Origin of the sequence: Pseudomonas fluorescens, assembly GCF_001902145.1 — a bacterium.
GTDB lineage: Bacteria > Pseudomonadota > Gammaproteobacteria > Pseudomonadales > Pseudomonadaceae > Aquipseudomonas > Aquipseudomonas fluorescens_BV.
Map to the genome: position 1 here is coordinate 749,856 of NZ_MRST01000026.1, position 15,446 is coordinate 765,301.

The 15,446-nt window shown below is 58.4% G+C and carries 15 protein-coding genes; 2 read left to right on the forward strand and 13 right to left on the reverse strand.

Going from position 1 to position 15,446, the window contains the following annotated elements:
• Window positions 1–56 precede the first annotated feature (56 nt).
• From BUE92_RS22985 to BUE92_RS23040, 12 genes are all read right to left on the reverse strand, one after another.
• Complete coding sequence (locus BUE92_RS22985; protein ID WP_073526443.1) at window positions 57–824, reverse strand: TerC family protein; 768 nt, start codon at window positions 822–824, stop codon at window positions 57–59.
• A gap of 67 nt (window positions 825–891) precedes the next feature.
• The gene (locus BUE92_RS22990) at window positions 892–2,199 is read right to left on the reverse strand and encodes a CitMHS family transporter (RefSeq protein ID WP_003187405.1); all 1,308 of its coding nucleotides are present in this window, start codon (window positions 2,197–2,199) and stop codon (window positions 892–894) included.
• A 392-nt stretch (window positions 2,200–2,591) separates the two neighbouring features.
• A complete protein-coding gene (locus tag BUE92_RS22995) occupies window positions 2,592–4,553 on the reverse strand; it encodes a DUF7844 domain-containing protein (RefSeq protein WP_073526444.1) in 1,962 nt (653 codons plus the stop codon).
• A complete protein-coding gene (locus BUE92_RS23000) occupies window positions 4,550–4,870 on the reverse strand; it encodes a DUF2388 domain-containing protein (RefSeq protein WP_003187408.1) in 321 nt (106 codons plus the stop codon). The genes BUE92_RS22995 and BUE92_RS23000 overlap by 4 nt, the downstream gene beginning before the upstream one ends.
• 39 nt (window positions 4,871–4,909) lie before the next feature.
• Window positions 4,910–5,218, reverse strand: a complete 309-nt coding sequence (locus tag BUE92_RS23005) for a DUF2388 domain-containing protein (protein ID WP_073526446.1) — start codon at window positions 5,216–5,218, stop codon at window positions 4,910–4,912.
• A 106-nt stretch (window positions 5,219–5,324) separates the two neighbouring features.
• Window positions 5,325–5,645 carry a DUF2388 domain-containing protein gene (locus BUE92_RS23010; RefSeq protein ID WP_034136006.1) on the reverse strand — a complete coding sequence of 107 codons (321 nt, stop codon included), beginning with the start codon at window positions 5,643–5,645 and terminating at the stop codon, window positions 5,325–5,327.
• A gap of 331 nt (window positions 5,646–5,976) precedes the next feature.
• On the reverse strand, window positions 5,977–6,192 hold the full coding sequence (locus BUE92_RS23015; protein ID WP_003187413.1) for a DUF1127 domain-containing protein: 216 nt from the start codon (window positions 6,190–6,192) through the stop codon (window positions 5,977–5,979).
• 318 nt (window positions 6,193–6,510) lie between these two features.
• Complete coding sequence (locus BUE92_RS23020) at window positions 6,511–8,004, reverse strand: acetyl-CoA hydrolase/transferase family protein (protein ID WP_073526448.1); 1,494 nt, start codon at window positions 8,002–8,004, stop codon at window positions 6,511–6,513.
• 236 nt (window positions 8,005–8,240) lie between these two features.
• Window positions 8,241–9,677, reverse strand: coding sequence for an NAD(P)(+) transhydrogenase (Re/Si-specific) subunit beta (locus tag BUE92_RS23025; RefSeq protein WP_014716357.1), 1,437 nt, complete (start codon window positions 9,675–9,677; stop codon window positions 8,241–8,243).
• Complete coding sequence (locus BUE92_RS23030) at window positions 9,677–9,997, reverse strand: NAD(P) transhydrogenase subunit alpha (RefSeq protein ID WP_003187417.1); 321 nt, start codon at window positions 9,995–9,997, stop codon at window positions 9,677–9,679. The genes BUE92_RS23025 and BUE92_RS23030 overlap by 1 nt, the downstream gene beginning before the upstream one ends.
• 15 nt (window positions 9,998–10,012) lie before the next feature.
• Window positions 10,013–11,134 carry a Re/Si-specific NAD(P)(+) transhydrogenase subunit alpha gene (locus BUE92_RS23035; RefSeq protein WP_034129252.1) on the reverse strand — a complete coding sequence of 374 codons (1,122 nt, stop codon included), beginning with the start codon at window positions 11,132–11,134 and terminating at the stop codon, window positions 10,013–10,015.
• A gap of 452 nt (window positions 11,135–11,586) precedes the next feature.
• Window positions 11,587–12,486 (reverse strand): LysR family transcriptional regulator, encoded by a 900-nt coding sequence (locus BUE92_RS23040; protein ID WP_073526450.1) that lies wholly within the window; start codon window positions 12,484–12,486, stop codon window positions 11,587–11,589.
• Window positions 12,487–12,643: 157 nt separating this feature from the next.
• On the opposite strand from BUE92_RS23040, the gene BUE92_RS23045 reads away from it, so the two are divergent.
• A complete protein-coding gene (locus tag BUE92_RS23045) occupies window positions 12,644–13,825 on the forward strand; it encodes an acyl-CoA dehydrogenase (RefSeq protein ID WP_073526451.1) in 1,182 nt (393 codons plus the stop codon).
• A 13-nt stretch (window positions 13,826–13,838) separates the two neighbouring features.
• Window positions 13,839–15,059, forward strand: a complete 1,221-nt coding sequence (locus BUE92_RS23050) for a CaiB/BaiF CoA transferase family protein (protein WP_073526453.1) — start codon at window positions 13,839–13,841, stop codon at window positions 15,057–15,059.
• Between the two features lie 116 nt (window positions 15,060–15,175).
• Here the strand turns inward: BUE92_RS23050 and BUE92_RS28605 are convergent.
• Window positions 15,176–15,446, reverse strand: a 271-nt coding sequence (locus BUE92_RS28605) for a hypothetical protein (RefSeq protein ID WP_218599131.1), incomplete at its 5' end; no start/stop codon positions are given.

Sequence of the window (15,446 nt, forward strand, 5' to 3'; positions counted from 1 at the left end):
TTTTTGCGGATGAAAAAAAGGGGCTCGAAAGCCCCCTTTTCCACAGCGGGTCAAAGTTACTGACCCGGAAAATCCTTGCGCAGTTTCACTGGATCCTGCTGTTTCTTCTTTTTCGCGATGGCGGTACGCATCTTGATGTTCACCGCTTCCACCGCCAACGAGAACGCCATGGCGAAGTAGACGTAGCCTTTTGGCACGTGTACGTCGAAGGACTCAGCGATCAGCACGGTACCCACTACCAGCAGGAACGACAGCGCCAGCATTTTCAGCGACGGGTGCTTGTCGATGAATTCGCTGATAGTGCCGGCGGCCAGCATCATCACCAGGACAGCAACGATAATGGCGGCAACCATCACCGGCACGTGGGAAACCATGCCGACGGCGGTAATCACCGAGTCCAGGGAGAATACGATGTCGATGATGGCGATCTGAATAATGGTGTAGATGAACTTGCCACCGGCGCCTTTGGGCTCGTCGTGGGTTTCATCTTCACCTTCCAGCGCGTGGTACATCTCCTGGGAGCTTTTCCACAGCAGGAACAGGCCACCGAAGAACAGGATCAGGTCGCGTCCGGAGATTCCCTGGCCAAACACCACGAACAGGTCGGCGGTCAGTTGCATGACCCAGGTGATCGACAGCAGCAACAGGATGCGCGTGACCATGGCCAACGCCAGGCCGAAGATCCGAGTGCGTGCCTGCATATGCTTGGGCATGCGGCTGACCAGGATCGAAATCATGATGATGTTATCGATGCCCAGGACGATCTCAAGGGCCGTCAGGGTGAAGAAGGCAATCCAGATTTCCGGATTGGTCAGCCATTCCATGTGTATTCCTTTGAGCAAGTGTTAACCGCGCAAGCTGTAGCGCCGCGCGGTAAATGAGTCGGTACGATTATAGAGTGCTGAACAGCGGAAAAATCCCCATCAGCAATGCGGCGAACATTATGCACAGGCACACCAGCACTGCCCACTTCAAGGTGAAGCGCTGGTGGTCGCCAAACTCGATACCCGCCAAGGCGACCAGCAAGTAAGTCGAGGGTACCAGCGGGCTGAGCAAATGCACGGGTTGCCCGACGATCGACGCCCGCGCCATTTCCACAGCGGTGATGCCGTAATGGCTGGCAGCTTCGGCCAGTACCGGCAGTACACCGTAGTAGAACGCATCGTTGGACATGAAGAAGGTGAACGGCATGCTCACCAGCGCGGTGATCACCGCCAGGTAAGGGCCCATCGCTTCGGGGATGACCGCCAACAAGCTCTTGGACATGGCGTCGACCATGCCAGTGCCCGACAGGATGCCGGTGAAGATACCGGCGGCGAAGATCAAGCCCACCACCGCCAATACGCTACCGGCGTGAGCCGCGACGCGGTCCTTCTGCTGCTGCAGGCACGGGTAGTTGACGATCATTGCGATACTGAATGCCACCATGAACAGCACCGGCAGCGGCAACAGGCCGGCAATCAGGGTGCACATCAACGCCAGGGTCAGGGCGCCGTTGAACCAGATCAGTTTTGGACGACGGGCGTCGGGGAATTGCGACACGCTGATTTCGCTGTGGTCGATCTCGTCGCCCTGCAGGTGCAATTCACCCAGGCGCGCACGTTCGCGCTTGCCGTACATGTAGGCAATCACCAGGATCGCCACCACACCGGCGGCCATGGCTGGGATCATCGGTACGAAGATGTCCGACGGGTCTACATGCAGCGCACTGGCGGCGCGCGCCGTCGGGCCGCCCCAGGGGGTCATGTTCATGACGCCACCGGCGAGAATGATCAGGCCGGCCATGATCCTTGGGCTCATGCCGATGCGCTGGTACAGCGGCAGCATGGCCGCGACGCAGATCATGTAGGTGGTGGCACCGTCACCGTCCAGAGATACCACCAGGGCCAGTACGGCGGTGCCGACCGACACCTTGAGCGGGTCGCCCTTGACCATCTTGAGGATCTTGCGCACGGCCGGGTCGAACAGGCCGGAGTCGATCATCAAGGCAAAATAGAGGATGGCGAACATCAGCATCACGCCGGTCGGCGCAAGCTTGGTGATGCCTTCGAGCATCATCGGGCCGATCTTCGGTGCGAAACCGCCGAACAGCGCGAACAGGATCGGCACGATGATCAAGGCGATCAGCGCAGACAGGCGCTTGGTCATGATCAGGAACATGAACGTGATGACCATGGCAAAGCCAAGGAAAGTCAGCATAGGAATACTCCAGGCGTAGCGCGGCTAGGGAATGGCGGACCGAGTGGGGGTCAGCGCAGAACGAAAGGCACGAGGCGTACGGGGGGAGTTGGAGCGAACAGGCGGGTACGAGCGGACATCGGGAATCACCATTGTTGTTGTTAACAGCCGGTCTGTTGCCGGCAGTGGAGGCGATCCTAGACGGGGAAGCTTTCAGCCAGCTTTCGCTGAGAAAAGAGCTGATGAAGGGCAGGCACCACTCTTCAGGTTCTCGCTTTTGTAGGAGCGAGCTTGCTCGCGAAAAACGTCAACGATAACGCGCGCTTTCTGAATAAACGCGGCGCCTGTGAGTTTTTCGCGAGCAAGCTCGCTCCTACAAGGGCAAGCCAGCCTACACATTGGGGCAGTGGTGTTCAGGGCAGCTCGAGGCCACCGGCGGCTTTATGCAGCGCTCGTAGATGCTCACCCACCTGCTTGAGATTGGCTTCACACGCGGCAATCTCGGCTGCGCGGGATGGATCGAGCAGCGCCCTCACCTCTTTATCCAGCTCGCCGGTCAACGACTGCAACTGCTTCTGGCGTTCGGCGCTTTCTGACTCAAGGCGCTTGGCTTCCGAAGGTTGCGGCAGGCCATAACCCCCACTGTCCAGCAACTCGGCCGGGCGACTGAGGAAGCCGCTGTTGGCGAGAATTTGCTGCAGCGTGTTGTTGGCTTTCTCCATACCGCCGTTTTTCAGCTCGCGGGCATTGAGGTAGCGTTGTTTGACCTCATCCTGGGCGAGCATCAATTGCTTGCGATAGCTGGCCTGCTCCAGCAACAACAGCGCGGCGCTGGTACGCAGGTCGGCCTGGTTGAACCATTGGCGACGCGCTTGCGCATCCAGGGACAGCCAGTCTTCGACCTGGGTCTGCTTGATCGGCAGCTGTTTGCGCAACACATCGAACATGGCCTGGTAGCGCTCGCGGAACGAGTCGAAGTGATACCCCAGCCGCAGTGCCTCGCGCTTGTCGTTCAATACGCTGGTATCGGCCAGGCCGCGGGCGCTGAGGACCTCAAGCAACCCGTTGGGGGTGATGTTGTCCAGGCCGGTCAATTGCGGGTTGGCGCTGCCGCTGCGCAGCAGTTTCAGGCTTTCGACCGCACAGTTGTTGGAAATGAAGAAGTAGTTGCCGTCATAGCTCCAGTGCATCTCAGCCGCATGCTCGACGGTGTCGTTGATTTCCTGGCGGCTGAGTTTCAGCGGCACCGACGCCAAGCCACGCAATTCGGTCTTGGTGTATTCATCAATGACTTGGGCCAGCGGTAGCACGAACAGCCGCGACGGGTATTTGCCCACCAAGCCATCCCAGCTCGACAGCTGGACGTCACCGACGAAGGCGCGGTAAGACAGCACCAGATGCCGGTCCAGGTCCAGCCGGCAATCCGGGCCACGCGGGCGGCCTGGGGCGCAAATCACCAGGCGCAACATGCTATGGCCCCAACGGCTCACCAGGTTTTGGTTGGCTTCGGCAAGCAGATAGTCGATTTCATACACGCGTTCCGGGTCGATCTGGCCCAGAGGTGTCTTGGCGAAATCGTTGCCTGCGTTCAGGAAGGCGTAGGTGCTGGCACAGGTATCCTGTGCGGGCGGCGCCCAGCCGAAGTGGTCCTTGTAATAACGAAACAGCGCGGGACGGCGACAGGCATAGCTGGGGTCCAGGAGGAAGTACTCCATGTTGACCGCTACGAATTCCAGCGGGCTGGTGGTTTCGTAGATGTCCGGGCTGCGCACCACCTGATGGTTGTGCTGCTCACGCTCGCCGCGGCGCCCGACATATTGTGGCCAGCCGGCGAGGTCCAGCAGGCGCGGGTCGTCACTGAGGGTAAAGCGGCGGTCGTTCTGGCCGCGGCACTGGTCGGGCAAGCCGATCAAACCGGTGATGTTGTTCTGGCGGCTGCAGCGCTGGATGAGCGTGCGCTCGTCTTTGGACCATAGGCGCGCACGGTCATAGATGTGGGTCAGTTCATGCAGCACCGTGGCGAGCAATTCCCGGCGCACAGTACCGTGGGGGCGATTGGTTTTCTGGGTGGCGGCACTGCCGTCGGTGAGGCTGGCGAGCAAATTCTGGTTGAGGTCCAGTTCCGATACCAGGGATGCCTGGCCGTAGGCGTTGTCAGGCATCTTGTCGGTCCAGCCGACATCAATACGTCGATCCAACTGCTCGACAAAGCGCGGCGGCAAGGAGCGCAGCGCTTCATCGAGCAATGCCTGGCTGGCCTGCTGTTCGGCCGGGCTCAAACCTTCAGTCTTGAGCCGCAGTTGCAGGCTGGCCTGGGCTGTCGTTGCGCACAGCAGCACGGCCCCGGCCAGGAGCCAGGTTTTGATGCGCCTCACAGAGCGAGGATAGCTTCGGCGAGGGTCTGGTCGCTGGCATCACGGGCTTCTGGCACGCGGGTGCGAAGGGTGTCGAATGCGGCTTCCAGCTGGGCGCCACGGATCTCGCCATTCGTGGCGACGAAACTGGCGGCGTCATCGTGGGCTTCGCGCACGATCTTGGAGTCGCGGATGGAGGTGGTAGTGTCCGAGGTGAAATCAATGGTGCGCGCCGAGGCTCGCACGACGATGTTACTGGTGGCCTTCAAGGTTTGCGCCTGGGCGACATCGGCCAAAAACAGCAGGCCGAGGGCGGCGACGATCAGCGGGCTACGCATGGGGTGACTCCAATGACAAAGATAGAAATACAACGATGATTATTGGACGAGAATTGCCTGCGCCAGTTCAAGGTCGCTTGCATGAAGTTTTGGCTGGGTACGGCGTAGATAGTCCAGCGCGGACTCCAGGCGTGCGCCCCGCCATTGGCCGTCAGTGGCAATGAAAGCGGCAGCATCATCCCGAGCGGCCATGACCAACTTATCGTCGAACGGCGCAGAGGTCACTTTGCTGGTGGCATACACGCTGACAACAGTGCTCTGGGTGGACACATCCAACGCTGAAGCCATGGGTGACCAGCAGGCGCAAAACAGTACAGGAACAATCAATAAACGGTATGAAAAAGCCATGGGACTCGACAACTGAAAGCGAGCGCCAAGGCTAGCGCAACGGCCGGGTGAGAGCCAGCGCCGAGCCATCCGGGAGCGGCGGGCGCTCCCGTCTGGTTGCCGTGGATCAGATAGCCAGAATGGCCTGTGCCAGCTGTGCATCGGTAGCGGTATTCAATTGCGGCGCTTGTTGGCGGATCTGGGCCAGGGCGCTTTCCAGTTTCACGCCACGGATGGCGCCTTCGCTGGCGACAAAGCTGGCGGCGTCGTCACGGGCGGCTTGTACGACCTTGTTGTCGCGCAGGGATGAAGTGGCATCGGACGTGGCATCGGAGGTTGCCTTCAGGGCGCCGACGATCGAGTCGGTAGTCATGATGAGGCTGCTCGCGTTGGCATTGGCAGCCAGGGTCAGCACAGCGGCAGTGCACAGCAGGCGAAGACGGGACATGGGGTAACTCCTGTAGACGAATAAATAAGGTGGCGCGAAACGGCCACAGCGAAACGGACTGGGACTGTCGAGCATCAGACGCACGCTCTACAGGGTTCGCCACGTGGTGAGCGGATATTAGGCGTGTGCCGGGTTATTCGGAAGCCTGTAATTAAACTGTACCTATCATGTTTTAATAATTTTAAACTGTATCTGTATGCTTGGATTGAGCCATTTCAATGCGCAATCACAGATACAACAAAGCCCGCCTCCGGTTACCCGGGGCGGGCTTTGCTTTGACAAATCAGGGTGCTGGCAGTGGACCCGTCAGGTCAGGGCCAGCGGGCGCCACTTAGCGCCAGAACGGCTTGCTCAGCTCTTCGTAGCGTTGAGCTTCGCTGATACCGGCGTCAGCCAGCAGACGCGAATCCAGGCGAGCCAACTGGTGGCGGCTGGAGATGCGGCGCTGCCACAACATCAGGTTGGCGAGAACGCGCAAAGGCAGGGAAGCCTGAGTGTTTACAGCTTTTTCTTCGAAGAACAGTTCGGAACTGAGTGTACGTTCCATGATGACATCCTTCCGCTTGTGGCGGGATTAGGTAGTGGTTTAACTGATGCCAATGATCCTCTTCCGAAGCAAGACTCTCTAGATACAGTTCACCTGTATTGTGAGAGGCCAGTTAACTGTTTAACGAGGCTGTACGGTACGAAATTGGGGCAACTGTACCTGTGCGCACTTAAAAGGTGCGAAATTGGCATTTTTGGGTTGACGCGTGGGATATTTCGGTAGGAAATGACCGGTACAGCAGTACAGTTTTTTCCAGAAGTGCGGGTGAGTCCACCGAGCTGATGAAACTGTCTTTGCATCAGCCCGGATCTGTATTCATCAAGCCTTGAGCATGTGCCCGGTTTCTTCCAGGTTGATGTGCCAACTCAGTGCTTCGCGCAGGATGTGCGGGGTATGCCCACCGATGGCGCAGGCGGCATCGAAGTAAGTGTTGAGGGCATCTCGGTAGGCTGGATGCACGCAGTTATCGATGATGACTCGGGCGCGCTCCCGTGGCGCCAGGCCCCGCAGATCGGCAAGGCCTACTTCGGTGACGAGAATGTCCACGTCATGTTCGGTGTGGTCCACATGGCTGACCATCGGTACCACGCTGGAAATCGCGCCGCCCTTGGCAATGGACTTGGTGACGAAGATCGCCAGGTGCGCATTGCGGGCGAAATCCCCGGAGCCGCCGATGCCGTTCATCATCCGCGTGCCGCAGACGTGGGTGGAGTTGACGTTGCCGTAGATATCGAACTCCAGCGCGGTATTGATGCCGATGATGCCCAGGCGGCGTACCACTTCAGGGTGGTTGGAAATTTCCTGCGGGCGCAGCACCAATTTGTCTTTGTAGTGCTCCAGGTTGCCGAACACATCGGCATTACGCCGCTCCGACAAGGTAATCGAACTGCCGGAGGCGAAGCTCAGCTTGCCGGCGTCGATCAGGTCAAAGGTCGAATCCTGCAGCACTTCCGAGTACATGGTCAGGTCTTCGAACGGCGACTCGATCAATCCGCACATCACCGCGTTGGCAATATTGCCGATGCCGGCTTGCAGCGGGCCGAGTTTGTTGGTCATGCGCCCGGCATCGACTTCTTGCTTGAGGAAGTTGATCAGGTGATTGGCTATGCCTTGGGTGTCGCTGTCAGGCGGCGTTACCGTGGAGGCGGAGTCTGCCTGGTTGGTGATGACGATGGCGACGATTTTCTCGGGCGGGATCGGAATCGCAGTGCTGCCAATACGGTCGTCGACTTTCACCAGCGGGATCGGCGTGCGCGTCGGCCGATAGGTCGGGATGTAGATGTCGTGCAGCCCTTCCAGGTTCGGGTTGTGCGCCAGGTTGATCTCGACGATCACCTGTTTGGCAAAAATCGCGAAGCTGGCCGAGTTGCCTACGGAGGTGGTGGGCACTATATGCCCTTGCTCAGTGATCGCGACGGCTTCGATCACGGCGATGTCTGGCAATTTGAGCTGATTGTTGCGCAGTTGCTCGACGGTTTCCGACAGGTGCTGGTCGATAAACATCACCTCGCCGGCATTGACCGCCTTGCGCAGGGTGCTGTCGACTTGAAAGGGCATGCGTCGTGACAGTACGCCGGCTTCGGTCAACTGCTTGTCCAGGTCATTGCCCAGGCTGGCGCCGGTCATCAGCGTAATTTTGAGCGGCGAAGTCTTGGCGCGTTCGGCCAGGGCGTGGGGGACGGCCTTGGCTTCACCGGCACGGGTGAAGCCGCTCATGCCGACGGTCATGCCGTCCTCGATCAGTGCAGCGGCGTCTGCCGCGCTCATGACCTTGTTCAACAACGAAGGCAAGCGGATACGATCACGGTACATGAATTGTTATCTCTGGCTACGGAAAGCAAGGTGGGCAGTGTAGTGATTTCAAAAAGTTTCGGCCCGCTACCATGGTCGAATGCCAGATAGCGATTTAGAGCCTTTGGTCGGGTTTCATGTGTGTGCAAAGCGGGGCGCAGAGCATCCCTGGATGCGTTCCCACGCAGAGCGTGGGAACCATAAAAAAACCCCAGCCTACGTGAGGCCAGGGTTTCGGGTATTGCGCTGGCGCAGTGTTATTCGACGGCCTTGACCATGTCTTCGATGACCTTCTTGGCATCACCGAACACCATCATGGTCTTGTCCAGATAGAACAACTCGTTGTCCAGGCCCGCATAGCCGCTGGCCATCGAGCGCTTGTTGACGATGATGGTCTTGGCCTTGAACGCCTCGAGAATCGGCATGCCGGCGATGGGTGAGTTCGGGTCGTTCTTGGCGGCCGGGTTGACCACGTCGTTGGCGCCCAGCACCAGCACCACGTCGGCCTGGCCGAACTCGGAGTTGATGTCTTCCATCTCGAACACCTGGTCGTAAGGCACCTCGGCCTCGGCCAGCAATACGTTCATGTGCCCCGGCATGCGACCCGCCACCGGGTGGATCGCGTACTTTACGGTGACGCCGTGATGGGTCAGTTTCTCGGTCAATTCCTTGAGCGCGTGTTGTGCCCGTGCGACCGCAAGGCCGTAGCCTGGGACGATAATCACGGTGTCGGCGTTGGTCAGCAGGAAGGTAGCGTCATCAGCGGAGCCTGACTTCACCGGGCGTGCTTCTTTGGAGCCCGCCGCAGCGCCAGCATCCGGCGCATTGCCGAAACCGCCCAACAGCACATTAAAGAAGGATCGGTTCATCGCCTTGCACATGATGTACGACAGGATCGCGCCGCTGGAGCCCACCAGGGAACCGGCGATGATCAGCATCGAGTTGTTCAGCGAGAAACCGATGCCCGCGGCTGCCCAGCCGGAATAGCTGTTGAGCATCGACACCACCACGGGCATGTCGGCGCCGCCAATCGGGATGATGATCAGCACACCCAACACGAAGGCCAGGGCCAGCATCAGTGCAAATGCGCTGAGATTGCCGGTGAACATGAACGCCAGGCCCAGGCCCAGGGTTGCGAGACCGAGCACCAGGTTCAGTTTGTGTTGGCCGCCGAACTGTACCGGTGCGCCCTGGAACAGGCGGAACTTGTACTTGCCCGACAGCTTGCCGAATGCGATCACCGAGCCGGAGAAGGTGATTGCACCGATAGCGGCACCGAGGAACAGTTCCAGGCGGTTACCGGCCGGTATCGAATCGCCCAAGTGCTTGACGATGCCCAGGGACTGCGGCTCGACCACCGCGGCAATGGCGATGAACACCGCTGCCAGGCCGATCATGCTGTGCATGAAGGCGACCAGCTCGGGCATCTTGGTCATTTCAACACGCTTGGCCATGATCGAGCCGGCGGTACCACCAACCAATAGGCCAACGATGACGTAGCCGATACCGGCAGTCGCCAGTTCAGCCCCCAGCTTATAGATGAGGCCGACGGTAGTGAGTACCGCCAGCGCCATGCCGAGCATGCCGAACAGGTTGCCGCGCCGCGAAGTGGTCGGGTGCGAGAGGCCTTTGAGGGCCTGGATGAAACAGATCGACGCGATCAGGTAGAGCGTCGTCACGAGATTCATGCTCATTACTTGGGCGCCTCTTCTTTTACTTTCGGGGCTTTCTTCTTGAACATTTCAAGCATCCGGCGGGTGACCAGGAAGCCACCGAAGACATTCACCGCCGCCAGGGCCACGGCCAGTGTGCCCATAGTCTTGCCCAACGGGGTGACGGTCAGCGCGGCAGCCAGCATGGCGCCGACGATGACAATCGCGGAAATGGCGTTGGTCACGGCCATCAGCGGCGTGTGCAGCGCGGGTGTTACGTTCCAGACCACGTGATAACCGACATAAATCGCCAGCACAAAGATGATCAGGTTGTAGATACCGGGGGAGATAAGCTCTTCCATCGTCTGAATCCCTGCTTAGGCGTTTTTGCGGATGACTTGGCCGTCGCGGCACATCAGGCACGCGGCGACGATGTCGTCTTCGAGGTTGATTTCAAACTGCCCTTCCTTGGTGAAGACCAGCTTCAGGAAGTCCAGCAGGTTGCGCGCATACAAGGCCGACGCATCGGCGGCGACAGCGCCCGCCAGGTTGGTCGGGCCGCAGATGATCACGCCGTTTTCCACCACTACCTGGTCGGCGACGGTCAGCGGGCAGTTGCCACCCTGGGCTGCGGCGAGGTCGATGACCACCGAGCCGGGCTTCATCTGCGCCACGGTATCGGCGCTAAGCAGGGTCGGAGCCTTGCGGCCCGGGATCAATGCGGTGGTAATGACGATATCGGCCTGTTTGGCGCGTTCGTGCACGGCCAGGGCCTGGCGTTGCATCCAACTGGTGGGCATCGGGCGTGCGTAGCCACCGACACCGACGGCGCATTCACGCTCTTCATCGGTCTCGTAGGGGACGTCGACAAACTTGGCGCCCAGGGATTCGATCTGCTCCTTTACCGCCGGGCGTACGTCGGATGCTTCGATCACCGCGCCCAGGCGCTTGGCCGTGGCGATGGCTTGCAGGCCCGCCACACCGGCGCCGAGGATCAGTACGCGTGCGGCTTTTACAGTGCCGGCAGCAGTCATCAGCATCGGCATGAAGCGCGGGTAGTGATGAGCGGCCAGTAACACGGCCTTGTAACCGGCGATGTTGGCCTGCGAAGACAGCACATCAAGGCTTTGAGCGCGTGAAGTGCGCGGCGCGGCTTCCAGGGCGAAGGCGGTGATGCCGCGCTCGGCGAGCTTGGCGATGGTTTCGTTGCTGAACGGATTGAGCATGCCCACCAACACGGTGCCACTTTTGATCAGCGCAAGTTCGCTGTCGCTGGGGGCAACCACTTTGAGAATCAGCTCGGCGCCAAACGCGTCGTTGGCGCTGCCAATGGTGGCGCCTGCCGTTTCATAGGCACTGTCGACGATGCTGGCATTGATGCCTGCGCCGCTTTGTACAGTGACCTTATGGCCCTGGCCGATCAGCTTCTTGATGGTTTCCGGGGTGGCAGCCACCCGCGTTTCACCGGTCTGGGTTTCGAGAGGAACACCAATGTGCACGTCAAATCTCCTGCATGATCTTTTTGCTTTTGATCTTTTTGTAAAAAGGCCAGTGCACCGCGAGTGGCGCAACTGGGGCGGCCGATCAGCACGATCCCGCTGAAATGACAGCGGGGCGCGGCATTTTGCAGGCGAACTTTACGGCCATCAAGGGATTATGACGGGTGACGAAAAATTAACTACAAGTCACCCTGTGACTGATTGTCGCAACAAGCTGAAATAACCTCTTTAAATACAGGTCTTTAAAGGCGTTCAGGCGTTTTCGGTCCGTTTTTTCATTGTCCGTGTGAATAGTCGTGCATTGGCCGGTAAGAGTCGCTAAGAGCCATGAAATACATGGCTTTTAGCCTTATTTTTGGTTGACAAGTACAGTCTGTTTAAATGCGACATATACGTATATCTGTAGGCTCTTAACTTATCTGACTACAAAGTCAGCAATTGCGTTTTGCCCTTCATTTACTTGGGTTGTAGCGTCTTGATTGGTCGAGCAGCCAGTCCCTGAATGCATGCAGAGAGGCGGATTCGACCTTTTTGTCAGGAATCATCAGGTAATAAGCCTTTTCGCTGGTCAGTGCTTCGGTGCTGGCGATTACCAGTTGTTGCTCCTTCAACTCCCGCTGGATGAGGAAAGGAGGAATCAGTGCGATGCCCATATCATGCATGGCTGCTTGGGACAGCATCGAGAATAGCTCGTATCGAGGGCCTGTCATGTCGCGTGGGATGTTTAGTTGTTGGGCGTTGAACCATTGGCGCCAGGCATAGGGGCGCGTGGTCTGCTGCAGCAGAGGCAGCTCGGCGATCTGTTGAGGGGTGAAGTGCGTGCGGTCGCCGAGTAAGCGCGGGCTGCATACCGGTACCGGGTTTTCGCCCATTAACCTGTGGGACTGCGTACCCGACCAATCGGCATCTCCGAAGTAGATCGCCGCATCGAACTCGGTATCGGCGAATAGGAAGGGGCGTGTGCGGTTCGTCAGGTTCACCGTGACTTCCGGGTGCTGATGTTGAAATTCCTTCAGGCGTGGGATCAGCCACTGTGTGCCGAAGGTGGGCACCACCGCCAGTTCGATCACATTGGCGCCCTGCTGGCCCATTACCGACAAGGTGTCGCGCTCCACGGCGTCCAGCTGTGTTGCAACCCTACGGCTATAAGACAGCCCTGCCTCCGTCAGCTTCACGCCGCGGCGTGAGCGGCGAAACAGCTCGACACTCAAAAACTCCTCAAGACTGGCGATTTGGCGGCAAATCGCGCCTTGGGTGATGGAAAGCTCCAGTGCTGCCTTGGTGAAGCTCTCGTGGCGGGCTGCTGCCTCAAAGCTGATGAGTGCGGTGGTACTGGGGATTTTTCTGCGCATGTACGTTGCCCTCACAGATAAAGCGCTTTTTTGGGCTTTTTGAGTGTTACGAAGTGAGAAATTAGCACAAGCCTATGCAAAAACCTCGTTTGCCCTCTGCGCTGACCGCGCCTAGTCTGGATCCACGACTTCTGATTTTTTCCGCGAGGACTTATTCATGGCTGGCAAGGCAAGCTTCAACTGGATCGATCCACTACTGCTGGACCAGCAGCTCACCGAAGAAGAGCGCATGGTGCGTGACAGCGCCGAGCAATTTGCTCAGGACAAGCTGGCTCCTCGTGTGCTCGAAGCCTTTCGTCATGAAAAGACAGACCCCGCTATTTTCCGTGAGATGGGCGAGACGGGCTTGCTGGGGGCGATGATCCCCGAGCAATACGGCGGCAGTGGGTTGAACTACGTCAGCTACGGTTTGATTGCTCGTGAGGTCGAGCGTGTCGACTCCGGCTATCGCTCGATGATGAGTGTGCAGTCTTCCCTGGTCATGGTGCCGATCAATGAGTTTGGTACCGAGGCGCAAAAACAGAAGTACTTGCCCAAACTGGCCTCTGGTGAATGGATCGGTTGCTTCGGGCTGACCGAGCCCAACCATGGTTCCGATCCGGGCGCGATGATTACCCGTGCACGCAAAGTGGATGGCGGCTACAGCCTGACCGGCGCGAAGATGTGGATCACCAACAGTCCGATTGCGGATGTGTTTGTGGTGTGGGGCAAAGACGATGCGGGAGATATCCGTGGCTTTGTCCTGGAAAAAGGCTGGAAGGGTCTGAGCGCTCCGGCTATCCACGGCAAGGTGGGGTTGCGGGCCTCCATTACCGGTGAAATCGTCATGGATAACGTATTTGTGCCGGAAGAAAATATCTTCCCGGATATACGTGGCTTGAAAGGTCCTTTTACCTGCCTCAACTCGGCGCGGTACGGGATTTCCTGGGGGGCGCTGGGGGCTGCAGAGTTCTGCTGGCATACCGCGCGCCAGTACACACTCGATCGCCAGCAGTTTGGTCGCCCATTGGCTGCCACTCAGCTGATCCAGAAGAAGCTGGCAGACATGCAGACCGAGATTACCTTGGCCCTGCAAGGTTGCCTGCGCCTGGGGCGGATGAAGGATGAGGGTACGGCGGCGGTGGAGATCACTTCGATCATGAAGCGTAACTCGTGTGGCAAGTCACTGGACATCGCGCGCATGGCCCGAGACATGCTGGGCGGTAACGGCATCTCTGACGAGTTCGGGGTGGCACGCCACCTGGTCAACCTGGAAGTGGTCAACACCTATGAAGGGACCCATGACGTGCATGCCTTGATCCTGGGGCGCGCGCAAACCGGTCTTCAAGCGTTCTATTAATAGGAGCATGGGCATGGGCGCGCTTTCGCATCTGCGAGTGCTGGATTTGTCGCGAGTACTCGCGGGCCCTTGGTCCGGGCAGATTCTTGCAGACCTTGGGGCCGAGGTGATCAAGGTCGAAAGGCCGGGCAGCGGCGATGACACGCGCGCTTGGGGCCCTCCCTTCCTTAAGGATGCGGATGGCGAGAACACCAGTGAGGCGGCGTACTACCTGTCGGCCAATCGTAATAAAGAGTCGGTGACCATCGACTTTACGCGACCGGAAGGCCAGAAACTGGTACGCGACCTGGCTGCCAAGTCGGACATCCTGATCGAAAACTTCAAGGTGGGCGGCCTTGCGGCGTATGGGCTGGACTACGAGTCCCTCAAAGAGGTTAACCCGGAGCTGATTTACTGCTCCATCACGGGGTTTGGCCAGACGGGCCCCTATGCGATGCGCGCCGGTTACGACTTCATGATCCAGGGTTTGGGTGGGCTCATGAGCCTGACGGGGCGGCCTGAAGGGGATGAAGGCGCCGGGCCGGTAAAGGTTGGCGTAGCCTTGACCGATATCTTGACCGGGCTCTATTCGACCGTGGCGATTTTGGCTGCGCTAGCTCATCGCGATCACGATGGTGGTGGGCAGCATATCGACATGGCGTTGCTGGATGTGCAGGTGGCTTGCCTGGCGAATCAGGCGATGAATTACCTGACCACCGGGACGCCGCCGAAGCGCCTGGGCAACGCTCACCCTAATATTGTGCCCTATCAGGATTTCCCTACTGCCGATGGAGATTTCATTCTCACCGTAGGCAATGACGGGCAGTTCCGTAAATTCGCTGAAGTCGCTGGGCAGCCACAATGGGCGGATGATGTGCGTTTCGCCACCAATCGCGTACGGGTGGCTAATCGCGCGGAGCTGATTCCCTTGATTCGCCAGGCGACGGTCTTCAAGACTACCGCTGAGTGGGTGTCGCAGCTGGAGCGAGTGGGCGTGCCGTGTGGGCCGATCAATGATCTGGCGCAGGTGTTTTCCGATCCTCAGGTCAAGGCGCGTGGCTTGGCGGTGGAGTTGCCTCATGCATTGGCGGGGATGGTGCCTCAGGTTGCGAGCCCGATACGCTTATCCAAGACGCCTGTAGAGTACCGGAGTGCGCCTCCTCTACTGGGCGAGCATACGCTTCAGGTACTGCAAGGAGTTCTGGGGCTGGGAGCTGCTCATGTGGCTGCATTGAAGGAAGCAGGTGTTATTTAAGCTTTTCCTTCTGTTATAGATAGATAGAAGCCCAGTGGAGAGCTGGTTGTTTTTTAACCGAAGCTAACTTATTGATAGAAAAGCAGAATTAAGAGTTGACGGCGAATTATATCTGTCTATAATTCGCCCCACTTCCGGCGCAGTCGAAACGGAAAACTCCTTGGTAAACAATGAGTTAAGAAGTTTTCGGCAGCAAGTTGCTTCAGTTCATCGAAGCCAAAAGGAAGTTGAAAAAGAGGTGTTGACAGCAGCGTGTAACGCTGTAGAATTCGCCTCCCGCTTACGAGAGATCGCAAGCGCAAGTGGTTGAAGTTGTTGAAGAAATCTTCGAAAACTTCTGAAAATAACCACTTGACAGCAAATGAGGCTGCTGTAGAATGCGCGATG